Source organism: Janthinobacterium sp. GMG2, from assembly GCF_033949445.1.
GTDB lineage: Bacteria > Pseudomonadota > Gammaproteobacteria > Burkholderiales > Burkholderiaceae_D > Janthinobacterium > Janthinobacterium aestuarii.
Window position 1 is genome coordinate 147,847 of sequence record NZ_JAXAWA010000005.1, and the last position, 23,935, is coordinate 171,781.

Genomic DNA, 23,935 nt, shown 5'->3' on the forward strand with positions numbered 1-23,935 from the left:
AAGAATGCGGGTAGCCATCGTCGATGACGAATTGCTGGCGCGCAGCGTGTTGCGCGAATACCTGGCGCGTCACGACGATATCGAGATCGTGGCCGAGTGCGCCAACGGCTTTGACGCCGTCAAGGCCATTGCGGAACTGGAACCGGAACTGGTGTTCCTCGACATCCAGATGCCGCGCCTGGACGGTTTTGAAGTGGCGGAATTGATCGGCGCGAAGACGCGTTTGATCTTTGTCACGGCCTACGACCAGTACGCCTTGAAAGCGTTCGAATGTCATGCCCTCGACTATCTGCTCAAACCGTTCAGCGAACAGCGCTTCGACCAGGCGCTGGCCCATGCGCGCGCCAACCGCAGCACGCCGGCCGCGTCCACTGCTGTACAAACGCTGGCGCGCGAGGCGGCCACGCGCGCCGCGCCTTTGGACCGCGTGCTGATCCGCGACGGCGCCAAGGTGCACGTCATCGCCAGCGCGCGCATCGACTACATCGAGGCGCAGGACGATTACATCAGCATCTGCTCCGAAGGCAAGTCCTACCTGAAAAGCCAGACGCTGGCGGAGCTGGAAACCCAGCTCGATCCCGCCAAGTTCCTGCGCGTGCACAGGTCGTATCTGCTCAATATCGACGGCATCCGCCGCATCGAGGCGGCAACGAAAGACAGCCACGTGGCCATCCTGCGCGATGACACGCGCATTCCCGTGAGCAAGGCGGGCTACCAGAAGCTGAAGTTACTGGTTGGCTAGCTGCACATCCCACCAGGTGGGCAAGAGTTGCCGGATTTCCGGGCGCGAAAAACGGTCGTCGATCAGGTAGACGACGCCCTTGTCCGACTGCGTGCGGATCACCCTGCCGGCAGCCTGCACCACCTTCTGCATGCCCGGATACAGATACGTGTAGTCGTAGCCGGCGCCGAAGATGTCGCCCATGCGCTGGCGGATCTGCTCGTTGACGGGATTGATCTGCGGCAAACCCAGGGTGGCGATGAAGGCGCCGATCAGGCGTGCGCCGGGCAAGTCGATGCCTTCGCCGAACGCGCCGCCGAGCACGGCAAAGCCGATGCCGCGCGTGTCCAGGCCGAAACGTCCGAGGAATTGTGCGCGGGCACTGTCATCCATGCGGCGCGGCTGTTGCCACAGGGGCACGTCCGGATAATGCTGGGAGAACAAGTGGGCCGTCTTTTCCATGTAGTCGAAGCTGCTGAAGAAGGCCAGGTAGTTGCCCGGCGTTTCCGCGTATTGCTTCGCCATCAGCTGGGCGATGGGCAGCAGCGAGGCGGCGCGGTGCTGGTAGCGCGTGGAAATCGTGTCGGCCACGCGCACGGACAATTGTTCCGCCTGGAATGGCGATTCCACGTCGACCCAGGCCGTGTCGGCCGGCATGCCCAGGGTGTCGCTGTAGTAATTCCACGGACTCAGGGTGGCGGAAAACAGGGCCGTGCTGTGACTGGCCGCGAAGCGTTCCTTGAGAAACGGTGCCGGCACGATGTTGCGGATGCAGACGGTGGAGCCAGTGTCTGTTTTGCTGACGTCGAACAGCGAATGCTCGCCGAAACTTTCCGCCAGGCGGTTGATCAGCAGCACGTCAAAGTAAAAGCGCTGCAAGTCCTCGTCCAGGGCCGTAGCGTGTTCGGCCATGTAGTCGCCGATGGCCGTGGCCACGCCCTGCAGGGCGCCAAAGAATTTGTCGGGCAAGGCCGCATGCACGTGGTAATCGCCATCCTGTTCTTTCAACAAAGCCGTCCACTGGCGCGAGAGGCGGTCGAGCGGCTTTTTCAAGGTGTCGGGAGCGAACTTGCGCAGCATCTTCAGGTCGATCTGCGCCAGTTCGGCGGTATACATGCTGCGCGCGCGCGACACCATATTGTGCGCCTCGTCGACCAGCACATTGACTTTCCAGTCGTGGGCCAACGTCATGCCGTACAGCATGGCGCTGAGGTCGAAATAGTAATTGTAGTCGCCGATGACGACGTCGCTCCAGCGCGCCAATTCCATGCCCAGGTAGTAGGGGCAAATACCTTGCTGCAAGGCGACGGCGCGCACGGCTTCCTTGTCGAGGATCAAACCGCTGGCCAGGGCCACCTCGCGCGCCAGTGGCAGGCGGTCGTAAAAACCCTTGGCCAGCGGGCACGATTCGCCATGGCAGGCTTTGTCCCGATGTTCGCAGGCGCTGGTCTTGGCGCTCAATTCCAGCACGCGTAGCGGCAGCAGCGGGGCGCTGTCCTTGAGGATGACGCAGGCGTCGAGCGCCATCTGCCGGCCGGGCACCTTGGCGGCCAGGAAAAACAGTTTATCGAGGCCATGCGCGGCCGTCGCTTTCAACATGGGGAACAGGCTGCCCACCGTCTTGCCGATGCCGGTCGGCGCCTGCGCCAGCAAGCCGCAGCCGCGGCTGCTGGCCTTGTACATGGCTTCGGCCAGCTGGCGCTGGCCCGGGCGAAAGTCCGCATGGGGAAAGGCCATGGCCGTGAGCTGTGCGTCGCGGCTGGCGCGGTGCGCCATTTCCTGCTCGGCCCAGTCGAGGAACAGCGCGCAATGCTGTTCGAAGAAGGTGCGCAGCGCCTCGGCCGTGCACTCCTCGTGCATGACGGTTTCCTTCTGGCTCACGATATCGAAATACACGAGCGCCACGCGCAGCATGGGCAAGTTCAGTTGCTGGCACAGCAAGTGGCCGTAGATGCGCGCCTGCGCCCAGTGCAACTGGCGATGGTTGGCGGGCATGGCGTCCAGTTCACCCCGGTAGGTCTTGATCTCTTCCAGCTGGCGCCGCGCCGGGTCGTAGCCATCGGCGCGGCCCCGCACGTGCAGGGGGCCGAAGTCGCCGGAAAGACTAATTTCACGCTGGTAATCATCATCGCGCCGGCCCGTGACGGTGGCGTGGCCGGCCATGCCTTCCTGCGCCGTGGGGGACGGTGTGAAACGCAAGTCCAGGTCGCCTACCTTGGCCGTGAATTCGCACAGGGCGCGCACGGCGATGGTGTAAGTGTTGCGGCTCATGTGGCCGCCTGCCACTGCAGGTAGCACACGCTGACGGGCATGGCGTGTTCGGCGCAATACGCGATCCAGCGCAGCTGGTTGTCTTGCAGGCGGTCGCCGGGACCCTTGACTTCGATCATGCGGTAGCGCTGTTCCTGTGGCCAGAACTGGATCAGGTCGGGAAAGCCGCTGCGGTTGCTTTTGATGTCGAGCAAGATGCGCTCGAACGCCTTCTTCAGGTGGACTGCCGGGATGCAGGCCAGCGCCAGGTCCAGCAAGCCGTCGTCCAGCACCTCCCAGCTGACGAAGGGCGAGACGATGCCGTGCTTGGCGGCAAGCGTGGCGCGGATGGCCGCGTGGTAGCGGCCGTCGTCCAGTTGCGCCAGGCAGGCGGCAAAGTCCGTGCTGCGGCGCTGGTAAAAATCGGCGCTGTGCAAGTCGGCCGGGCCACGGTGGAACGGGTGGAAGAAGGCGCCCGGCATGGGCTTGAAGATGGCGGGCCAGCACAGCAGGCCGAACAGCGAGTTGATCAGGGTGTTTTCCACGTAATACACGGGCGCATCCTCCCGCATCAAATGCTGCTGCACCACGCCTTCCACGTAGCACGCCAGTTCCGGATAGGGCAGCAGCAGGTCGATGCGCTCCACGGCGGCGGCCGCATTGGCCGCCTGCTTCGCATGGCCCAGCTTGCGCCGCAAACGGGGCGCCATGCGCAGCAGCAATTGCTGTTCCGCCTCGCTTTCCGGCGCGGCCAGGGCGATCGTCAAGCGTTCGTAGGCCGCTTGCGGCTGCTCGTCTTTTTCCAGCACGCGGATGGCGCGGCCACGCGCGCCCGGATAGCGGCAATCGGCGTAGGCACGGTAGGCGGCCGGCCAGTCCTGGCATTTTTCCAGGTGCTGGGCGATCTGGAAGCGCAGCTTGTCGCGCCGGCTGGCCAGCCAGGTATTGTTCTCGGACAAGGGCAGCGCAGCCAGTTCCTGCAGCACTTCGTCGGCCGGCGCGCTGTCGTTGTAGCGTTCGCGGCACTGGTGCAGCACTTCATAGTGCTCGATATCCTGGCGCGTGCGAAACCCGCGCGACTGCGGCGAGAATTCCACTTTTTCATACTGGTACACGCCGAGGTCGGACAGCACGAATTCCGACCAGTCCTGGTGATAGTTGCCAAAGTAAATCAGGCGCAGGCGGTCGCACAGCACTTGCAAGCCGATGCGGTACAGCACGTCGGTGCAGGCCGGATGCCATGCTGAGAATGGTTTGCTTTCCGCATGCTGCTCGCGCAAGGCGTCCAGCTGCTCGGCCTTGCGTGCCGCTTTCAGCGGGGCGGCGAGGTCGAAGGCCTGGACGATTTCCGCCTTCAGCAGCAAGTCGAACAGCTCATCGAGCGCAATGGCTGGATCGGCTTCGACCCAGCCCGTGGCCAGCAAGGGCAGGGCGGCCGCGCGCGCGTCGCCGATTTCCGGGTAATTGAGCTTGCTGGCGCGAAACAGGCAGCCCTTGCGCATGACGAGGCGCACGAACAGGGCGCGCGACGGCTGCGGCAGTGCGCTGAAGGCGGCGATGAACTGCGTTTCTTCAACGCTCAGCAGATCGGCGTAACGCGCGCTGATCCAGTTCAGCACGTCCTGGAAATTATCCAGATAGTACAGGGGATTTTCCAGGACTCTCAACATGGGGGGGGGGCAATAGGGCAAGGTGAACGGTTTTACTGTGTTTATATACAGTTTAAACCTTCAGCCGCCGCTTGCCCAGCGATTTTATGTTCAGTCAGCCGTGCTGTAGGCAAAATAGCTGTCGAACTTTTCACAGGGAATCAGTTCTGCGCGCAGGCTGGCCAGTTCGATATCGGTCAGCAATCCCCTGTGCGTTTCCGTGCGTCCCTTCGGCAGCGCCACCTCGTAATCGATGATGTCCCTGGCCAGCAAGGCGTGCAACACTTCGGCTTGCCGCGCCGTCAGGTAGCGCGCGTGCGTGCCCAGGGTTTTTGCCAGTTGCTCCTTGAATGCTTCGTCGCTGACGTCGTTGTACGTATCCTGATCCGCCATGCTGTTCAACAACATGTGAACCATGAAATCTTGCAGGTTTTTTGCCAGGTACTGGGCTTCATTCTCGTCATGCCACAGCAGCACGATGGGCATCTCGCCGTCTTGCTCGCTTGACGCGAAAAAGCAGTAGTGGTCGCCTGCGCCCGTTTGCGCAAACGGGATAAACTGGAAGGCGGGATCGATCTGCCGGTAATCGTCCGTATCCAGCAAGGTTTCCGCTTCCGCGGCGACGGCCTCGATGTTGAGCAATTCGAAATCATCCGCATGCAGCAGCAGGGTGGGCCGCTCCGTCAATGTGGGATAGACCAGCTTGTACCAGTCGGGGCCGTATTCGCCCACGGCCAGCATGCCGTCGCGCTCCAGCTGCCGATACAATGCGGGATAGGTGAAGCCGTGCTGCTGTTCAATTTCTGACAGTGTCATGTTTGCCCCGTTAAACGTGATTCGTCTGGGCATGATAGCCGAGGTCGTGTCTCGCACGCTTCACGGCAGCAACGACGGACATCATTAATAAACATTTAAGTTTGCTTATGTGGCATGGTCACGTATGCTTGCCAGACTAACATCCGCCGAACCCGCATGAAAAACATCATCCTGATTTCCGCCGCTTGTCTGCTGGCGCTGCTGTCGACCATCGGCGCCTCGCTGCCATACCCGATCCTGCCACCCCTGTTCGCGGCCGAGGCGCCGAATGCCTTCAACAATTTCCTGGGCTTGCCGTCCAAATTGCTGTTCGGCCTGGCGCTGACCATCAACCCGCTGGGCTTGCTGATCGGCTCGGCCTTGCTGGGCCCCTTGTCGGACCGCTATGGCCGCCGTCCCTTGCTGATGCGTACGGCCGTGGGCGCCGCCATCGGCCACGCCATCACGGCCTGGGCGCTGGTGATCCAGTCCTACCCTCTGTTCATCGTGGCCCGTTTCATCACGGGTTTGCTGGAAGGGAACGGCGCCGTGGCGCGCGCCATGCTGGCCGACCAGTTGACGGGGCCGCTGCGCCTGCGCGCCATGTCGTGGCTGAATGGCGCGTTTTACCTGGGCTGGCTGGTGGGCCCGATCCTGGCGGGCGCGACCCTGCATTGGGGTGTGACGGTACCGTTCTGGATTGCCGCCGCCGCCCTGATGCTCGTCGCCGTGCTGGTGGCCGTGGGTTTACAGCGTGAAACGCCCTCGCTATTGACGACGTCGTGGTGGCAAGTGGCGCGCGACCGCCATTCGCTCAATTTGCTGCGCCATGAGGAGCTGCGCACCCTGTTCATCGTGCAATTGGCGTTTACGTGCGGCGTGGCCAGTTTTTACGAGTTCTATCCGCTGTGGCTGGTCGAGACGGCCAATTACCATGCACAGGAGATTGCCTGGGTGAATGTGGGCCTGTGCGGCACGATGACCATCACGTCCTTGCTGGCGGGCGGTCCCAGCCGCCATGCGCCGCTGCTGCGGGCCTGCTGGTATGCGTGCGGCGTGGCGCTGGCCGTAGGGATATTGGCGCTGGGTAATATCTGGGTAGGCATCGCCGCCATCGTGCTGTTCGGCATTCCGAATGCCCTGTACAACACGGTGATACAGGGCTGGTGCGCCGAGCGCTTCAGCGCGCACGGACAGGGCGCCGTGATGGGTTTGCTGGCCACGACGTTTTGCATCGCCAACATCGTCGTCGCCCTCAGCGGTTCCGTGCTGACCCTGATCGATACGCGGCTGATCCTCGTCGCGGGTGCCTTGTCCGCCGCCTGGGCCGCGTGGCGCATGGCGGCCTGGCGCCGCCAGCTGGACGGCGCCGTCGAGGCGAAGGCGTGCCAGGATTTCTGCAGCTAGGCGGTGGCTATTTCGGGGGGATGGGAGGGGGCGAATACCGGACCTTGCCGGTGAATTCTTGTAGGTCGGTAGGTCGGATTAGCGCGCAAGCGCGTAATCCGACATCACCATTAACGCCAACAATGCGTCGGATTACTTTTTGGCAGCCTTCGGCTTGGCCGCCGGCGCCGCTTTTTCAGCTGTTGCCGTAGCGCCGTTTGTCGCCTTTTCCGTAGCCTGCGCCACTTGCGCGCTGGCCTTGGCGATCTGCTCTTCCACGGTCTTCACGGCCTGTTTCGTGGCCTTGGTCACTTGCTCGTAGCCGAGGAAGGCATTGTCGATGGCGGCCTTGACGATGGCGACGGCGTTTTCCGAGCCTGGCGGCACGTTTTTCGTGACGTCGTAGATCAGGGCGCTCAGATTGCTTTTTGCTTCGGCCACGTGGGCTTCGGCGGCCGTGGTGAATTCCGTGTGGATTTCCTTGATGATGTCGTCGAGTTGCTGTTTATACGCTTTGGCGCCGGCCACGCCCGGTTGCAGCTGGGCAGCGGCGGCGGCCATGGCGGCCTTCGGATCCTTGGCCTGGCTGATTTCCTTGCCGGCGGCGATGCCATCCTCGATGCCGGACTTAGCGGTGGCCATGTTCAATGCCAGCACCTGTTCCACGCCTTGCACGGCCTTCGAGGTGAGGGTGTTGAAGGTCATCAGCTGAAATTCAAACAGGGCCTTGGTGGCCGATGCGAATTGTTCGGGATTCGTAAACATGTGGTCTCCTCGGTTTGAATAGATACGTTCTTATCGTTCCATACTCTTTCGACGCCGCAATGCCATCGCTTGCAATCAAGCCGGTGCCCCCGTGTGGTCATGGCCCCATTATTTAACAAGCGCCGGTTTTTCGCAACGGCTATCTTTGTACGGTCCCGAGGCCAGTTCCCAGCCAAATCCCAGGGTCGATTGGGCGCACGACAGGGTGCCGTCGATCTTGCTGCGCCATTTGTACCAGGGGGCAGGTCCGGCCATTGCGCAGGCGCACACTGCCAGCAAGGCCGTGGCGATCAGGTATTTCATGGGTGCTCCGAAAGAATGCTTGCGGGCATTGTAGCGCGCTTGCCGCTCAAGGCGCGGGCGATTGCGGCGCCACGGCGGGCAGCTGTAGGGTGAAGGTGGTGCCGCTGGCGTCGCCCGTGCTGCTGGTAGCGTCGATATGGCCGCCCAGCACGCCCGTGATGATGTTGTGCGCCACATGCAGGCCCAGGCCCGAGCCGCCCGAACCGAGCTTGGTCGTGAAGAAAGGGTCGTAGACGTGCACGAGGTCGTCGGCGGCGATGCCCACGCCCGTGTCGGCGATGGACATGGTGATCGTCTTGCCGTCGTCGCTGCCGCGTGCCCTGATGTGAATGGTGCCGCCGCTGCGGCCCTCGAAGGCGTGGCGCAGGCAGTTTTCCAGCAGGTTGCTCAGCACCTGGCCCAGCGGACCCGGATAGCTATCCATGGCCAGGCCCTCGGGCACGTCCTGCGTCAGCGTCAAGCCGGCCGCCTTGAGCTGCGTGGACAGGGGCAGCATCAGCTCGGCCACGAACTGGCGCAGCAGGAACTGGCGGCGCTGCGAGCTGGCGCGGTCGACGGCGATCTGTTTGAAGCTCGAGACGAGGTCGGCGGCGCGCTGCAGGTTGCGCAGCATGATGGCGTCGGCCTCGCTGGCCTGCGTCAGGTAGGCGCCCAGTTCGGAGCGGCGCAAGCCATCGAGGAAGCTGGCCTGGATTTCGCGCGTGCGTTCGGCCATCGTGGTGGCGACCACCAGGCCGTTGCCGATCGGCGTATTGAGTTCATGCGCGATGCCGGCCACCAGCGCACCGAGCGCGGCCAGCTTGTCGCGGCGCACCAGTTCCTCCTGCGTGATCGACAGGTTTTCCAGCGCGGCGGCCAATTCGCGGTTCGTCTGTTCCGAGTGTTCCTTGGCCTGCGTCAGGGCCGCCGTGCGTTCGGCCACCAGCTCTTCCAGGTGGGCGCGGTGGCGCTCCAGTTCGCGCTCGTGGCGCATGCGGCCAATCGCGATGCCTGCCAGGTCGGTCGCCGTGTCGATCAGCTCGAGGTCGCGCGCATCGGGCTTGCGCACATCGCGGTAGTACATGGCGAAGGAACCGAGTACGGCGCCATCCTGGCCGAAGATGGGGCGCGACCAGCAGGCGCGCAAGCCGAACGGCGCGGCCAGTTCGCGGTAGGGCGCCCACAGCGGATCGCACATGATGTCGCTGACCACCACCGGTTCGCGCAGGAACATGGCCGTGCCGCAAGAACCCACGCCGGGGCCGATGGCCACGCCTTCGAGCAGGGCCATGTAGTCTGGCGGCAGACTGGGGCCGGCCGCGCTGTGCATGTGGACGCCGTCGTCGTCGAGCAGCATGATGGAGCAGAGCACGCCGCGCGACTGGCCTTCGATTAACAGCAGCAGCTGGTTCAGGGTCGGGATCAGCGGCGCGCCCTTGGCGACCATTTCCAGCAGGGCGCTCTGGCCCGAGCGCATCGCTTCGGCGAGGTTGCGTTCAGTCAAGTCGATGATGCGCGCATGCACGAGCTGGCGGCCCGGCACGGACAGGCGCATCAGCCGGATTTCGCAGGCGATCGGGCGGCTGTCGCGGTGGCAGCAGCTGGCGCGGAAGACGACGATCTTGCCTTGCAAGGTATCGCGGATCTTTTCTTCCAGCAGTTGCGGCGAGGCGCGGCCGTCGCTCTGATGCTGGGGGAACAGCGGCTCCATGCCGCCTTGCAGCAGCTCGGCCAGCGGCATGCCGAACAATTCTTCGGCCAGGTGGTTGGCGTCGATCAGCAGGCCGTTGTCGATATCGAACAGCAGCACGGCGTCGGGCGAGCCGGCCAGGATCGAGTGGTAATTGACTTCCAGCGTTTGCGGATGCAGGGGGCGTGGCGGCGTGGCCGCACGCGGCGCGGGCGCCTCGGCCTTGTGCAGCGCCAGTTCCATGAGGATTTTTTCCGCCACGTCGCGCGCGTTGAAGGGCATCTTGATGTAGTCGGAGGCGCCGGCGCCCACGCTGCGGCCCTGTTCCTCGGCGCTGGGCGTGGCCGACATCAGCAGCAGGGGCACGCTGTGGCGTCCGCCCGCATTGCGCAGGCGCATGCAGGTGGCGCCGATATTCGAGCCCGCCAGGGCCGCGTCGAGCAGGATCAGGTCCGTGCCGCCGGCCGCCAGTTCCACGCCTTCGTCGATATCGCCCGCCAGTCCCGTGCCCAGATTATGCCTGTCCAGCACATACAGCAGTTCGCGCACATCGTTCGGCGAATTGCTGACCAACAGCACATTGGCCCGGTCGGTGATGGAAGAAATCAACTGGTTCATGGTGTCGCGCCCTTACGCGTTTCATGGGCCTAGTATTACATCAAGGCAAGTAGGAGTAAACGATAATTCTTGATGACTCAAGGCAATGCGGATGGGTCTCGTTCACGCGGCGTTTTGTGCCGCGGGCGCCGTTGCCAGATCGGCGCGCGCCTGTTCGATGCGCGGGTAATTATCCTCGATCCAGTCGACCAGCACGGCCAGGCGTTCGGCCGCCTCGCGTCCCAGCGGCGTGAGGCTGTATTCCACCTTGGGCGGTATCACCAGATACGCCTGGCGCAGCACGAAGCCGTCGCCCGCCAGCGCTTCCAGGGTTTGCGCCAGCATTTTTTCGCTGACGCCGCCCACTTCCCGGCGCAGTTCGCTGAAGCGCCGGGTGCCGCTCAGCAGCAGTACCAGCACCAGCACGGCCCAGCGGCTGGTCAGGTGGCTGAGCACGGCGCGCGACGGGCAGGTGGCCGCCAGCAGGTGGGCGTCCTGGGTTTGCCGGGCGAGGGCGGCGCGCAGGCTGGCGCCGGGAGTGTCTGTGGACATGATAGTTGGCCTTGTTGAGGTGGATTGCATTCATACTTACCAAAAGGTACGTACTTACAATAAGTAAGTAATAGTCCTATTATAGGGTTTTACCACCCACGTACCAAGGAGAAATCATGATCGTCATCACCGGCGCCACAGGCAATCTGGGCCAGCACGTCATCGCCAGCCTGCTCAAATCCGTTCCTGCAGCCAACATCATCGCCGCTGTGCGCAACCCGGCCAAGGCCGCCGACCTGGCCGCCCGGGGCGTGCAAGTGCGCCAGGCCGATTACAACGATGGCGCCAGCCTCGACGCGGCGTTCAAGGGCGCGACGAAGATCTTGCTGATCTCGTCGAGCGAAGTGGGGCAGCGCGCGCAGCAGCACCAGAACGTCATCGATGCGGCCAAGCGCGCCGGCGTATCCCTGCTGGCCTACACCAGCGTCTTGCGCGCCGACACGTCGCCGCTGGGCCTGGCCGCTGAGCACGTGATCACGGAAGCGGCCATCCGGGCATCAAGCCTGCCTTACAGTTTCCTGCGCAACGGCTGGTACCTGGAAAACCATACGGAACACCTGGCACCAGTGCTCGAGCATGGCGTCGTGCTGGGTGCGGCGCAAAACGGGCGTTTCTCGTCCGCCGCGCGTGCCGACTACGCAGCGGCAGCTGCCGCCGTGCTGACGACGGCCCAGCCGCAGGCCATCTATGAACTGGCTGGCGACCAAGGGTTCACCCTGGCCGAGTACGCGGCCGAAGTGGCGCGCCAGTCGGGCAAGGCGATCGTGTACAAGGATTTGCCGCAGGCGGATTTCAAGGCGGCGCTGGTGAGCGTGGGCGTGCCGGAAGGCTTTGCCGATCTGCTGGCCGACTCCGATGCGGGCACGGCCAAGGGTGGCCTGGAAGACCATGGCAAGCAATTGAGCGCGTTGATCGGCCGTCCGACGACGAGCCTGCTTGACGCCGTCAAGGCGGCGCTGGCGAAGTAAGGGGAGGGAGGATGCCGTGGCAGCACGGCATCCGGAAATGAAAAAAGCCGCAAACTCGTGAAAGTTTGCGGCTTTTTTGCGAATTAGGTAATGGTGCCCACGAAGGGACTCGAACCCCTACACCCGAAGGCACATGGACCTGAACCATGCGCGTCTACCAATTCCGCCACGTGGGCACTGATGCTGCTTGTTGCTTACTGCTATATCTCACTACTGTACTGCGGACTACAACGAAAACAACTCGTTGCTGGTGGTGCCCACGAAGGGACTCGAACCCCTACACCCGAAGGCACATGGACCTGAACCATGCGCGTCTACCAATTCCGCCACGTGGGCATTGTGCTGCTTGTTACTGCAATCTTACTACTTTTCTGCGGATCACAACGATGAACAACTCGTTGCTGGTGGTGCCCACGAAGGGACTCGAACCCCTACACCCGAAGGCACATGGACCTGAACCATGCGCGTCTACCAATTCCGCCACGTGGGCATTGTTACTGCTTGCTGCTTGTCGCTACGTGTTCTGCAGCGAGGACAAAATCATAAGGGCTGGCGCGCATTCGGTCAATCAACATTTTGCACTTTTCTTCAAGAAACATGTTTTTTCGCCTGAAAAGGGCTGTTCCCTATGAAGAAAGGCTGAGGCTGCCTATTTTTTCAGCGGTTTCCGCAGCTTTTTGTCCGCAGCCATGCCAAGTGAGTTGCTTGCCGGAAGGAGAGGGCTTTTCGCTGCGGAAATGAAAAAAGCCGCAAACTCGTGAAAGTTTGCGGCTCTTTGCGAATTAGGTAATGGTGCCCACGAAGGGACTCGAACCCCTACACCCGAAGGCACATGGACCTGAACCATGCGCGTCTACCAATTCCGCCACGTGGGCACTGATACTGCTATTGCTTATTGCATTGCTGCTTGAGTTCTTGTTGCCAAATAACTTGGCAACAATTCTGCTATTATAGCGACTTGAAGAGTTTTGCGCCAGATGAGCTTTCGCTCCATACTGCACATCAACCCTGTACCGCTTTCCTGTAGCTGCATTCCCGTGAAGGTTTGTCGCTGCAAGAGACCGAGATTATAGAGCAATATTTGCCGAAGTCAAATGCATTGCGCAGCTTTTCTCCTTTTTTTCATCGGCGGGGCACTTGTTCGGTTTCCGCTACGCTGTCCGTTAGGCAAACCAAGGCGTCCTCCGGTACACTACCGGACATCACCGTGTCAATATTGACGGTGATGTCATCGGTCTTTGTCTTCCGTTTGATCACTGTCAATAACAACTATAGAAATACTTTTGAGCCAAAATACCCACACCATCCCCAGCCGGGAGGACATTCTCGGCATATTCCGCAGCGTCAACGCGCCTCTCGACCCGCAGTCTCTCGGGAAAACGCTGCAAGTGCATGCCGATTCCATGGATGTCCTGGTCCGTCGCCTGAAGGCGATGGAGCGCGACGGCCAGCTCAAGTCTGACGCCAGCGGTGTTTTCAGCCTGGCCGACCAGAGCGCGCTTGTCGCCGGTCGCGTCACCAGCCACCGCGATGGCTTCGGCTTCGTCATTCCCGATGACGCCAGCGCCGACCTGTTCCTGCCTGAGAAAGAAATGCAGAAAGTACTGCATGGCGACAAGGTCATGGCCCGCATCGTCGGCACGGACCGCCGCGGCCGCCCCGAAGGCACGATCGTCGAAGTCACCTACCGCGCCAATACCCACGTCATCGGCCGTCTGATCCAGGAAAACGGTACCTGGGTCGTCGCGCCGGAAGACCAGCGCATCGGCCAGGACATTCTCGTCACCGGTTCGGTCGGCAAGGCAAAAGCCGGCCAGATCGTCAGCGTCGAGTTGACCGAGCAACCAATGCGCTTCAAGCAGCCGGTCGGCAAGATCGTCGAAGTGCTGGGCGCTTTGGATGATCCCGGCATGGAAATTGAAATTGCCGTGCGCAAATTCAACGTGCCGCACATCTTTTCCGCCGCCGCCCTCAAGCAAGCTGAAAAGCTGCCGTTCGAAGTACGCGCCGCCGACCTGAAAGACCGTGTCGACCTGCGCGACGTGCCTTTGGTGACCATCGATGGCGAGGACGCGCGCGATTTCGACGATGCCGTGTATTGCGAGCCCGTCAAGATCGGCCGTGCCAACTGCTTCCGCCTGATCGTGGCGATTGCCGACGTCAGCCATTACGTGAAACCGAACGACGCGCTCGATATCGACGCGCTCGAGCGCAGCACGTCCGTCTACTTCCCGCGCCGCGTGATCCCGATGCTGCCGGAGAAACTGTCGAACGGCCTGTGCTCGCTGAACCCGGCCGTCGACCGCCTGACCCTCGTTTGCGACGCCGTCGTCAGCGACAAGGGCGAGCTGAAGGCTTACCAGTTCTATCCGGCCGTCATCCATTCGGCCGCGCGCCTCACGTATGACGAAGTCGCTGCCGTGCTGGGCAACACCAAGGGTCCCGAAGCGGCACGCCGCGCGGACATCCTGCCGCACCTGCAAAACCTGGAAGCCGTCTACCGCGCCTTGCTGAAAGCACGCACGGAGCGGGGCGCCATCGATTTCGAGACGACGGAAACGTATATCGTCTGCAATAGCGCCGGCAAGATCGAAAAGATCATTCCCCGCACGCGCAACGAAGCGCACAAGATCATCGAAGAGTGCATGCTGGCGGCCAACGTCTGCGCGGCCGATCTGTTGCTGCGTAACAAGCACCCAGGCACCTACCGCATTCACGCCAGCCCGACCAAGGAAAAGCTCACGCAAGTGCGCACTTTCCTGAAACAGGTCGGCCTGAACCTGACGGGCGGCGACACGCCATCGGCATCCGATTACCAGACCCTGATGCAGCAGATCAAGGCGCGTCCCGACGCGGCCCTGCTGCAAACGATGCTGCTGCGCTCGATGCAGCAAGCCGTCTACAGCCCGGACAATATCGGCCACTTCGGCCTGGCGTACGAGGCGTATGCGCACTTCACCAGCCCGATCCGCCGCTATCCCGATCTGCTGACGCACCGCGCCATCAAGGCCATTTTGCAAGGCAAGAAGTACGAGCCGAAGCTGTCCGAAAAGACCGTGCTGAATACGAACGTGTCGAACGCCACGCGCAAGCAGCAGGCCAAGGACAAGGCCGACGGCAAGCCGAAGAAGACGGATCTGACGATCTGGGACGCGCTGGGCGTGCATTGCTCGGCCAACGAGCGCCGCGCCGACGAAGCATCGCGCGACGTGGAAGCCTGGCTGAAGTGCTACTTCATGCAGGACAAGCTGGGCGAGGAATTCACCGGCACGATCACCGGCGTGACCACCTTCGGCGTCTTCGTGCAGCTGGACACCCTGTTTGTCGAAGGCCTGGTGCACGTCACCGAGCTGGGCACCGACTACTTCCAGTACGACGACGCGCGCCATGAATTGCGCGGCGAACGTACGGGCAAGCGCTACCAGCTGACCGACCGTCTGACGGTGCAAGTGGCGCGTGTCGATCTGGAAACGCGCAAGATCGACCTGCGCCTGGTCACCGATGCGGAACTGGCGGGCGAAGAAGCGCCAGCCAAGCAAGCTGGCGGCAAGCGCAAGGGCGAAAAGAAATCGATGGTCAAGCCCGGTCCCGCGACCGAGCAGCGTCACGAGATCAAAACCAGCGTCAATGGCGGCGGCAACAATGGTGGCAAACCCGGCAAGGGTTCCGGCGGCCGTTCCAATGGCGCCAAGGCGCAAGCCAAGCCTGCAGCCAAGGAAGCCCCCAAGGCGGCAGCCCCCAAGGCCGCCGCGCCGAAGCGCAGCAAGAAACCAGCCGCGGCACCCGCTGCGGCGGCACCACGTGCAGCAAAAACTGTATCAAAATCAAGCAAGAACAAGCGATAAGCGATAGATAGATAATGAAGAATAAAATGATTTTCGGCTTCCACGCCGTCACCTCGCGTCTGCGTCATGAAGCGTCGTCCGTGGAAGAAATTTTCGTCGATGCCAGCCGCGTCGACGGCCGCATGAAGGACATGATCGCCGCCGCCAAGGCTGCCAACGTGCGCGTCATGCCCGTCGACTCGTCGCGCCTGGACAAGATCGTCGGCACGCGCCGCCACCAGGGCGTGATCGCGTTTGCCTCGCAACTGTCGCTGGCGCGCAATCTCGATGAGCTGCTGGACGCCATCGACGGCCCGCCGCTGCTGTTGATACTCGACGGCATCACCGACCCGCACAACCTGGGCGCCTGCCTGCGCGTGGCCGACGGCGTCGGCGCACATGCCGTCATCGTGCCGAAGGACCGTGCCGTGGGCTTGAACGCCACGGCGGCCAAGGTCGCCAGCGGCGCCGCCGAAACCGTCCCGTACATCACCGTGACGAACCTGGCGCGCACCATGCGTGAATTGAAGGATCGCGGCATCTGGCTGATCGGCACGTCGGACGACGGCGAAAAAGGCTTGTACGAAGCCGATTTCACGGGCCCGACAGCTCTCGTCATGGGTTCCGAAGGCGAAGGCATGCGCCGTTTGACGCGCGACACCTGCGACATCCTCGTCAGCATCCCGATGTTCGGCTCCGTCGAGAGTCTGAACGTGTCCGTGGCATCGGGCGTATGTCTCTATGAAGCCCGCCGCCAGCGCATCGCGCTGGAAGCCTAAAAAACGTCCATGGCGGCGTTGCATTGCCTCGCCGTACATTCGTACTGTCTTCGGCAATGCGCCTTGCCCTGAACGTTTTGTAACGCTTCCAGAATCAGCCGCCGCCCTTGAGGCGGCGGTTGTTTATCTGCCTCTCCGGCAGCACGCCTCCGAATACGCTACCATTTGCGTTCCACCTTATCCATTTTCATTATGTTCCACCACCTGCGCGAAGACATCAACAGCATCATTGAACGTGACCCGGCCGCCCGCAATGGCTGGGAGGTGCTGACCTGTTATCCGGGTTTGCACGCCATCGTCATGCATGGCTGGGCGCACTGGTGCTGGACGCGGCGCATGAAGTGGGTGGGGCGCTTCATTTCCTATATCGCCCGCATCATCACGGGCATCGAGATCCATCCGGGCGCGGTCATCGGCCGGCGCGTCTTCATCGACCATGGCTTCGGCGTGGTGATCGGCGAGACGGCCGTCGTCGGCGACGACTGCACCATCTACCAGGGCGTGACCCTGGGCGGCACGTCGCTGCACAGCGGCGCCAAGCGCCATCCGACCCTGGAGCGCGGCGTCATCGTCGGCGCCGGCGCACAGGTGCTGGGCAGCTTCACCGTGGGCGAGTACGCCAAGGTGGGCTCGAACGCCGTGCTGTTGAAACCCGTGCCGTCCGGCGCGACAGCTGTCGGCAACCCCGCGCACATCGTGCAAAAGGATGTCAGTGCCTTGCGCGAGGGCAGCACGGCCCATTTGTTCGCCGCGTACGGCGTCACGCCCAACGGCGACGATCCGCTGTCGAAAGCCCTGCAAGGCTTGATCACGCACGCCGTGGCGCAGGAACAGCGCATCGAAACCATCCTCGCCACACTGAAGGCGGCGGGCATCTGCTGCCAGGGCGTGCCCGAGTGTGATAAATTCGATTCCGAGCAAATGAACAAGCTGGTTGACTAAGGATACAGGCATGACTACAGACGTAAACATAGCTGAAAACGCGGCAGAAAAAAGCACTGACAATCCGAATCTGCTCGACCCGTTCGAGATCCGCGTGCTGGCCGTGCTGGCGGAAAAGGAAGCGCTGACGCCGGACAGCTATCCGCTGTCGCTCAACGCGCTGACGAACGGCTGCAACCAGCTTTCCAGCCGCGATCCCGTCATGGCCCTGTCCGAAGAAACCGTCTACGACGTGCTGCAGCGCCTGATGCAGCGCAAGTTCGTCAACGGCATCACGCAGGCGGGCGCGCGGGTCGCCAAGTACGAACACCGCATGCGCATCAAGTGGTCGCTGGAACAAGATAAACTGGCCATCCTGACGATCCTGATGCTGCGCGGCTTGCAGACGGCGGGCGAGATCCGCAGCCGCAGCGGCCGCGTACATGAATTCAAGTCCGTGGCGGAAGTGGAGTCGGGCCTGCAGTTCTTGATCGACAAATATCCGCCGCTGGTGGCCAAGCTGGCCGTCGCGCCCGGTGCCAAGGAACCGCGCTACGGCTATCTGCTGGGCGGAGAAGAGGCGCTCGCGCAGATCGAGACGGCGGCAGGCTACGCCGGCGCCGTCAGCGCGCCGCAGCAGGGCAGCCGTGTCGCCCAGCTGGAGCAGGAAGTGCTGCAATTGCGCAGCGACTTCGATGGCCTGGCGGCGCAGTTCGAGGCGTTCCGCAAGCAGTTCGAGTAATTTCCGGGCAAGCGCCTATTGGGCTTGCGGGTCGAAATAGGCGGTCCAGGTCAGGCTGGATGCGGCAAGGCCCTGCGCCTTGCCAAATTGCGCCATGGCCTTGCGCGGTTTTGCCAGTCCCGCCAGAGCCACCCCCAGGTTGTAATGGGTATGGCCGTCCGTCGAACCCAGCGTGAGCGCCGTTTCCAGCACGTTGACGGCTTCCCTGTACTTGCCCTGGTCACACAGCACGGCGCCCAGGCAAGTGAGCAGGGCGGTGTCTTGCCGATCCGTTTGCCGATTCGCTTGCAAGGCGCCGCGCAGCACGGCTTCCGCTGCCGCCATGTGCATATCCCATTGCCCGGCATCGCCTTCGGCCAGCCTGATATGCGCCTTGCTTGCGGCGATGGCGTCCATTGCCGTTAGCTGGTTCAGGCGGCGCAATTGCTTCCGTCTTCCAGGGCTTCACGGCCGATTTGCTCTATCAGTTGCCAAAATTTTTCTTCGTTCATTGTCCATTCCAGGTAAATAGTCAATCGATACTGAGAGCGGTCAGGCATGCAATGCCGGCGCGATGCGTCCCGTCTGCGCATCTTGAGCTTGTTTAGAATACCATCTTGCCAAGCGTTCGCCTATCGGCCCCTTCTTCGGCTGGCTTGTGCCTGCCGCGTGACAGGCCCGGCTTTGCCGCCGCGCCCTGTCGGTCCGCTCGCGTTTCCGGTATCATTCGGCATGAATAATATTTCCTTCCAACCGTTTGTTATTGGTGTCGCTGGCGGAAGCGGCAGTGGCAAGTCCACCGTATCCCAGCAAGTGCTCGCGTCCTTCGGCGCCGACATGGTCTCGGTCGTGATGCAGGACGACTACTACTGCGACCAAACCCATCTCTCCCCTGAAGTCCGGCGCCAGCAGAATTACGACCATCCGCAGGCGTTCGAGTGGCCATTGCTGGTGCGGCATATCCAGGCCTTGCGCAATGGCGAAGCGATCGAGATGCCCGAGTACGACTTCACGCTGCACAACCGCTCCAACAGGACCATCCCCGTCAAGCCGGCGCCCGTGATCGTGATCGAAGGCCTGTTTGCCTTGTATGACGAAGACTTGCGCAACATGATGTCGCTGAAGATCTTTGTCGACACGGCCTCCGACGTGCGCTTCATCCGCCGCATGCAGCGCGATATCACGGAACGTGGCCGCTCCGTGGAAAGCGTCATCGAGCAGTATCTGGAAACGGTACGCCCGATGCACAAGCAATTCATCGAGCCGACCAAGCGCAATGCCGATGTCATCTTGCCGCATGGCGCCAACGGCCCCGCGGTCGACATGATCACGGCCAAGGTGGCCAGCGTCATTGGCCGCCTGAAGCCTGCCGGTTAACAGCCCGCCAGCTTACCGCTCCCCCATCGATTCCGAGAATGTCTTGGTGATCGGTTTCGTCAGGTAGCGCAAGACCGTCTTGCGGCCCGTGTTGATTTCCACGGTGGCCGTCATGCCGGGCTGGATCAGGATCGGCTCGCCATTCTTGCCCATCAGGTTGCGCCCGCTGGTCTTGATCTGCACGCGGTAGTACGGCTGCTCGTTGCCCTTGTTATCTTCACTTAAGGTGTCCGCGCTGATGTAGCTGACGGTGCCGCGCAGGCGCCCGTAGATGCCGTAGTCGTAGGCGTCGAGCTTCACGGCCGTGGGCAGGCCCGGCTTGATGAAGGCGATGTCGGCCGGTTTGACTTTCGCCTCGATGATCAGGTCATCGTCCGTCGGCACGATCTGCAGGATTTCCTCGCCCGGCTTGGCCACGCCGCCCAGGGTAGTAAGGCGCACGTTGCGCACGATGCCGTCCGTGGGCGCGTAGATATCCGTCGAACCCAGCTGCTCCTTGCGCTGGGTGACCGTCTGCAGCACGCCGGCCAGGTCTTCCTGGGCTTTCACCAGATCCGTCTGGCTATCCTGCAGATATTTGTTGCGCCGGTTGGTGATCTGCGCCTGGATGTCGACCACTTGCCGCCGCAGTTTCAGCACTTCGGCGCGGCTGACGTCTCCCGTTTCCAGCAGCGGCAGGTTCATTTCCAGTTCTTCCTTGATCAGCTTCATGGCGCTTTCCAGCGAGCCCACCTCCGCCTGCACGGCGCCCTGGCGCTTGCTGAACAGGGCCAGCTGGTTGGCGCGAAACTCCGGAAACGCCTGCAGTTCGGGCGGGAACTTCGGCGCGCCGCCAAACACCTCGGCTTGCAAACGCGCCACGGCCGCCTTCAGCCCTGCCGCCTTGGCCGTGCTTTCCAGGTAGCTTGTCTCGGCCCGCGTGCGGTCGAAGCGCGCCAGCAATGCTCCCTTTTTCACCACGCTGCCTTCGTGCACACGCAGTTCGGCCAGCACGCCGCCATCGGCCACCTGGATGATCTGGTTGCGCGAACTGGCGATCACCTGGCCGTTGGCGCGCGTGACCTGGTCCAGCTCCGCCCACGAAGCCCAGGCGATGATGCCGGCCAGGGCCGCCGTGCAGCTCCAGATCAGCACCCGGCCCCGTTTCGCTTCCTCTTTCGCTTCGACCTTGGCCAGTTTCATGCGACGGCTCCTTGCGCCACCGGCGCCGTTGCGGAACTGGGCACGGCCTGCGGCTTGCCCGACAGCTTGGCCAGGACAAAGTCGCGCGGGCCGTCGAGCAGCACCCGGCCCGCCTGCAGCACCACCAGGCGGTCGAGCAGCGGCAAGAGGGCGTTCTTGTGCGTGGTGGCGACCATGGTCACGCCTTCAGCCGCCAGTTCTCCCAGCAGCCCCACGATGCGTGCTTCCGTCTTCGCGTCCATGGCGCCCGTCGGTTCATCGAGCAGCCAGATGCGCGGCTTGGCCAGCAGCAGGCGCGTGACGGCGATCAATTGCCGCTGGCCGCCAGACACGCCGCGCCCGCCTTCGGTGATGCCCAGCGCCAGTCCCCGTGGCTGGCCCAGTATCAGCTCGATCAGGCCCGTGCGCTTTGCCGCCGCGAGGATCGCTTCCTCGCCCGGGTCGGCCAGTCCCAAGAGCAGATTGTCGCGCAGGGTGCCGCTGAACAGCCGCGTTTCCTGCGGCAGGTAGCCGACCATTTCGCGCACCACGGCCGGCGCCAGCAGGGCCATGTCGACGTCGCCCAGGTACACCTTGCCTTCGGCCGGCTGGTACAGGCCCGAGGCCAGTTTCAGCAGGGTGCTCTTGCCCGAGCCGATGGCGCCCACCAGGCCGACCCGTTCGCCGGGGAGGATGGCGAGATTTTCCACTTCCAGCGCCACCTTTTGCGCGCCGCCGTACGTAAAGCGGATGCGCTCGAAGCGCAATCCCGTATCGAGGCTGCGCGGCGTCAGCGCGAACTGCGCGGTGTCGGCTTCGTTGGGCAGGCTGATGACCTGTTCCAGGCCGTCGATCGAGGCGCGCGCATGCGCCCACTGCACCATCACGGCGGGCAGCTGCACGATGGGCATCAGGGCGCGGTTGCTGATGATGGTGCACGCCATCAGGGCGCCCATGGTCATCTGGTTCTCGGCCACGAACCACGCGCCCATGGAGATCAGCGCCACGTTGGTCAGTTGCTGGAAGGCGGCCGTGATGTTTTGCGACAGGGCAGCATAGTCGCGGATATTCTGCTCCGCGTGGCTCGTTTCGGCCACCAGCTCGGCCCAGCGCGCCTGCATCATCCATTCGGCGCTGCTGCCCTTGAGCGTTTCCACGCCATCGACGGCTTCCACCAGCAAGCCCGCCTTGCGGTTGCTGGCGTTGAGGTTCTTGCGCGTATGGATCTGGATGGCGCGCTGGAACATCAGCCCGCACACGAGGGCCAGCGGCAGGGCCACCAGCGGCACCACCACGAGCCAGCCGCCGATGATGGTGATCATGGCGAGGAAAATCACGGCGAAGGGCACGTCCGTCAGCACGAACAGCGATGTCGACGTGAGCACGCCGCGCACCATTTCAAAGCCCTTCACTTGCGCCGCCAGGGTGCCGACGGAAGCGGGGCGCGCCTCCATGCGGATGCCCAGCATGCGCTGGAAAAACCATTCGGACAATTCATGGTCGACGTCATTGCACGAGTGGTCGACGATGCGGCTGCGCACCTGCTTGAGGATGAATTCCAGGCCAATCGACAGCGCCACGCCCACCACCAGCACCCACAGGGTGCTGAAGCTCTGGTTCGGGATCACGCGGTCGTACACCTGCATGGAAAACAGCGAGGTGGCCATGGTCAGCAGGGTCACCAGCGCGGTGGCCAGCACGGCGTCGACAAACACGCTTTTCTTCAGCCACAGGGCCTTGCGCACCAGGCTTAGCGCTCCGGGGCGGGCGCCGCTTTTTTCGCTGCGGCGCGGCAGGCCCACGCAAGCTAAACCTGCCAGCGAGGCCAGTTGCAAGGCGCGCCCATCGATGCCTTCGCCGCGCCAGGCGCCGTCGGCGCCGCGCGACTGCAGCAAGCCCCAGCCCGTGCTGGCGCTGTAGACGGCGAATGGCAGCTCACCCGGCGTCGGCTCGTGCAGCGGGCGCGCCGCGCCTTCCAGCCCGGCCGCCTGCCAGATGGCGGTAAGCACCATGGCGGGTGCGCCGCTGCCGTCGATATCTTCGAGCTGGCGCTGCAGGTCGGCCAGGCGCGCAGCCGCCAGATGCTGGCCTGTCAGGCGGGCGGCCCGTTCGACGAGTGTCAGCAAGCCATGTTTGATGGAGGTATCCACGCTGTCTCCTGTCTGCATCATGTCGGTGTCAATTCGCGCGCGCCAGGCCCGGCGGCGCCGTGCGCCCGGCCAGGGTGCCCGTCTGCGCGGCCAGGCGCAGGCTGGCGGCAATCGCCTGCGCGCGCGTGTCTTCCAGCGAAAACCGCGCCTGGGTTGCTTCGCGCACGGCGTTGAGCACATCGTTCCAGCTCTTGCGGCCGATCACGTACTGGCGTGCATACGATTCGAATACCTGCGTCGAGGTGGTGCTGGCCTCGCCCGCGTTGCCCAGGCGCTGGCGGCTTGCCTCGGCCTCGTTCCAGTCCAGGGTGAAACGCTCGCGCACCTCGCGTTCGGCCACGTCGTGCGCGGCGCGCGCGCCTTCGCGGCGGGCCACGGCCGCGTCCACGCCGGCCTTGGCCGACAAGCCGGCGCCCGGCTGCGCCTGCAGCACCAGCATGGCGCGCGCGCGGTTGTCGGCATTGATGCCGCCGCCCGTGGGCTTTTCCATGCGCAGCACCACCTTCGGCATGTAGGCCGAGCGCTGCATGGTGATCTCGGAATCGGCCGCCTGCGCTTCGAAATCGAGGCGCTGCAGGGTAGGGGAGTAGCCGATGGCCTGGCGCATGACCCGTTCCAGGCTGGCGTCGGGCAGCGGTTCGCCCACGCCGATGCCGGCGGCGGTGACGAGGCGCACGGGTTTGCCGGCCAGCTGCGACAGCTGCGCCAGCGCGTTTTCCTGCGCCTGGCGCGCATTCGACACGTCGTTGGCCGCCTGGTAGGCGCGCGATTCGGCCAGGCGCTGGTCCGTTTGCGAACTGACCGACTGCGCCACGCGGCGCTTGATCATGTCCAGCAGGCGCTGGTGCTCGGCCAGTCCCTCTTCGGCCGAGCGCATGCGCGCCGTCTGGCGCAGCGCTTCCGTGTAGGCGGCGATCACGCGCAGCGAGAGGGTCAGGCGTTCTTCCTCGATGGCGGCGCCGGCCGCGTCGACCCGGCTGCCGGCCGCATCGATGCCGGCGTCGATGCGCCCGCCGCTCCACAGCGGCTGCTCGAGGCGCACCACGCCGCCCGTTTCCTGCGAACCCGTGGGGACTTCGGCCGACAGGCTGGGGAAGCGCTGCCATTGCGCGCCATCGAGGTCGGCGCGCGCGGCAGCCTGCGCCGAACGCTTGCCCTGCACGGCGGGATGGCTTTGCAGCGCCTGCTGCAAGACCTGGTCGAAGCTCCAGGCGGTGCTGCCCTGGGCCTGGACGAAGGAGCTGATGGATGCCATGGCCATGGCCGCCAGCAAGGCCGCGCCACGTGGCAGTACAAACAATGCTGGGGAACCGCGTAATCTCATCCCGTATTTTTCCGGCATCAGGC

Annotated in this window: 19 protein-coding genes and 4 tRNA genes; 8 read left to right on the forward strand and 15 right to left on the reverse strand. The window is 63.3% G+C overall.

Annotation, left to right across the window (positions count from 1 at the left end; genetic code table 11):
• The first annotated feature begins 4 nt into the window (after positions 1-4).
• Positions 5-742, forward strand: coding sequence for a LytR/AlgR family response regulator transcription factor (locus tag SKZ59_RS19145; protein ID WP_319992794.1), 738 nt, complete (start codon positions 5-7; stop codon positions 740-742).
• On the opposite strand, the gene SKZ59_RS19150 is transcribed toward SKZ59_RS19145, so the two are convergent.
• The 3 genes from SKZ59_RS19150 to SKZ59_RS19160 all read right to left on the reverse strand — a co-directional run bounded on the left by SKZ59_RS19150 (position 728) and on the right by SKZ59_RS19160 (position 5,436).
• Entirely contained in the window at positions 728-2,992 is a 2,265-nt protein-coding gene (locus SKZ59_RS19150; protein WP_319992644.1) for an ATP-dependent DNA helicase, read from the reverse strand. The two genes, SKZ59_RS19145 and SKZ59_RS19150, sit on opposite strands and share 15 nt — an antisense overlap.
• Entirely contained in the window at positions 2,989-4,641 is a 1,653-nt protein-coding gene (locus tag SKZ59_RS19155; RefSeq protein ID WP_319992645.1) for a VRR-NUC domain-containing protein, read from the reverse strand. Before SKZ59_RS19155 ends, SKZ59_RS19150 begins: the two co-directional genes overlap by 4 nt.
• A gap of 90 nt (positions 4,642-4,731) precedes the next feature.
• Entirely contained in the window at positions 4,732-5,436 is a 705-nt protein-coding gene (locus SKZ59_RS19160; protein ID WP_070304190.1) for an SMI1/KNR4 family protein, read from the reverse strand.
• A 156-nt stretch (positions 5,437-5,592) separates the two neighbouring features.
• Here SKZ59_RS19160 and SKZ59_RS19165 point away from each other — a divergent pair, with 156 nt between their 5' ends.
• On the forward strand, positions 5,593-6,822 hold the full coding sequence (locus SKZ59_RS19165) for an MFS transporter (protein WP_219329798.1): 1,230 nt from the start codon (positions 5,593-5,595) through the stop codon (positions 6,820-6,822).
• Positions 6,823-6,954: 132 nt separating this feature from the next.
• On the opposite strand, the gene phaP is transcribed toward SKZ59_RS19165, so the two are convergent.
• From phaP to SKZ59_RS19185, 4 genes are all read right to left on the reverse strand, one after another.
• Positions 6,955-7,566, reverse strand: coding sequence for a TIGR01841 family phasin (gene phaP, locus SKZ59_RS19170; RefSeq protein WP_319992646.1), 612 nt, complete (start codon positions 7,564-7,566; stop codon positions 6,955-6,957).
• Between the two features lie 108 nt (positions 7,567-7,674).
• The gene (locus tag SKZ59_RS19175) at positions 7,675-7,869 is read right to left on the reverse strand and encodes a hypothetical protein (protein ID WP_034755105.1); all 195 of its coding nucleotides are present in this window, start codon (positions 7,867-7,869) and stop codon (positions 7,675-7,677) included.
• A 46-nt stretch (positions 7,870-7,915) separates the two neighbouring features.
• Positions 7,916-10,156, reverse strand: a complete 2,241-nt coding sequence (locus SKZ59_RS19180) for an ATP-binding protein (protein WP_319992647.1) — start codon at positions 10,154-10,156, stop codon at positions 7,916-7,918.
• 102 nt (positions 10,157-10,258) lie between these two features.
• Positions 10,259-10,687 (reverse strand): winged helix-turn-helix transcriptional regulator, encoded by a 429-nt coding sequence (locus tag SKZ59_RS19185; protein ID WP_070304194.1) that lies wholly within the window; start codon positions 10,685-10,687, stop codon positions 10,259-10,261.
• Between the two features lie 116 nt (positions 10,688-10,803).
• On the opposite strand from SKZ59_RS19185, the gene SKZ59_RS19190 reads away from it, so the two are divergent.
• Positions 10,804-11,655, forward strand: a complete 852-nt coding sequence (locus tag SKZ59_RS19190) for an SDR family oxidoreductase (RefSeq protein WP_319992648.1) — start codon at positions 10,804-10,806, stop codon at positions 11,653-11,655.
• Between the two features lie 91 nt (positions 11,656-11,746).
• On the opposite strand, the gene SKZ59_RS19195 is transcribed toward SKZ59_RS19190, so the two are convergent.
• From SKZ59_RS19195 to SKZ59_RS19210, 4 genes are all read right to left on the reverse strand, one after another.
• Positions 11,747-11,831 (reverse strand) — tRNA-Leu (locus SKZ59_RS19195).
• 75 nt (positions 11,832-11,906) lie between these two features.
• A tRNA-Leu gene (locus tag SKZ59_RS19200) sits at positions 11,907-11,991 on the reverse strand.
• Between the two features lie 69 nt (positions 11,992-12,060).
• A tRNA-Leu gene (locus SKZ59_RS19205) sits at positions 12,061-12,145 on the reverse strand.
• A gap of 300 nt (positions 12,146-12,445) precedes the next feature.
• Positions 12,446-12,530 (reverse strand) — tRNA-Leu (locus SKZ59_RS19210).
• A gap of 408 nt (positions 12,531-12,938) precedes the next feature.
• Between SKZ59_RS19210 and rnr the strand changes: the two genes are divergently transcribed.
• From rnr to SKZ59_RS19230, 4 genes are all read left to right on the forward strand, one after another.
• On the forward strand, positions 12,939-15,500 hold the full coding sequence (gene rnr / locus SKZ59_RS19215; protein WP_319992649.1) for a ribonuclease R: 2,562 nt from the start codon (positions 12,939-12,941) through the stop codon (positions 15,498-15,500).
• A 14-nt stretch (positions 15,501-15,514) separates the two neighbouring features.
• Entirely contained in the window at positions 15,515-16,258 is a 744-nt protein-coding gene (gene rlmB, locus SKZ59_RS19220; protein WP_058048541.1) for a 23S rRNA (guanosine(2251)-2'-O)-methyltransferase RlmB, read from the forward strand.
• Positions 16,259-16,450: 192 nt separating this feature from the next.
• On the forward strand, positions 16,451-17,200 hold the full coding sequence (cysE, locus tag SKZ59_RS19225; protein WP_034756915.1) for a serine O-acetyltransferase: 750 nt from the start codon (positions 16,451-16,453) through the stop codon (positions 17,198-17,200).
• A gap of 10 nt (positions 17,201-17,210) precedes the next feature.
• Complete coding sequence (locus SKZ59_RS19230; protein ID WP_319992650.1) at positions 17,211-17,921, forward strand: YceH family protein; 711 nt, start codon at positions 17,211-17,213, stop codon at positions 17,919-17,921.
• A 15-nt stretch (positions 17,922-17,936) separates the two neighbouring features.
• Here the strand turns inward: SKZ59_RS19230 and SKZ59_RS19235 are convergent, their stop codons facing one another.
• Positions 17,937-18,317 carry a tetratricopeptide repeat protein gene (locus tag SKZ59_RS19235; RefSeq protein WP_319992651.1) on the reverse strand — a complete coding sequence of 127 codons (381 nt, stop codon included), beginning with the start codon at positions 18,315-18,317 and terminating at the stop codon, positions 17,937-17,939.
• A gap of 315 nt (positions 18,318-18,632) precedes the next feature.
• Here SKZ59_RS19235 and udk point away from each other — a divergent pair, with 315 nt between their 5' ends.
• Complete coding sequence (gene udk, locus SKZ59_RS19240) at positions 18,633-19,277, forward strand: uridine kinase (protein ID WP_319992652.1); 645 nt, start codon at positions 18,633-18,635, stop codon at positions 19,275-19,277.
• 12 nt (positions 19,278-19,289) lie between these two features.
• Here udk and SKZ59_RS19245 read toward each other — a convergent pair whose 3' ends face one another.
• From SKZ59_RS19245 to SKZ59_RS19255, 3 genes are read right to left on the reverse strand one after another with little or no spacing between them, the layout of a single operon-like run.
• Entirely contained in the window at positions 19,290-20,459 is a 1,170-nt protein-coding gene (locus SKZ59_RS19245) for an HlyD family type I secretion periplasmic adaptor subunit (RefSeq protein ID WP_219329792.1), read from the reverse strand.
• On the reverse strand, positions 20,456-22,588 hold the full coding sequence (locus SKZ59_RS19250) for an ATP-binding cassette domain-containing protein (RefSeq protein WP_200873061.1): 2,133 nt from the start codon (positions 22,586-22,588) through the stop codon (positions 20,456-20,458). Before SKZ59_RS19250 ends, SKZ59_RS19245 begins: the two co-directional genes overlap by 4 nt.
• A gap of 28 nt (positions 22,589-22,616) precedes the next feature.
• Entirely contained in the window at positions 22,617-23,888 is a 1,272-nt protein-coding gene (locus tag SKZ59_RS19255; RefSeq protein ID WP_319992653.1) for a TolC family protein, read from the reverse strand.
• Between the last annotated feature and the right edge of the window lie 47 nt (positions 23,889-23,935).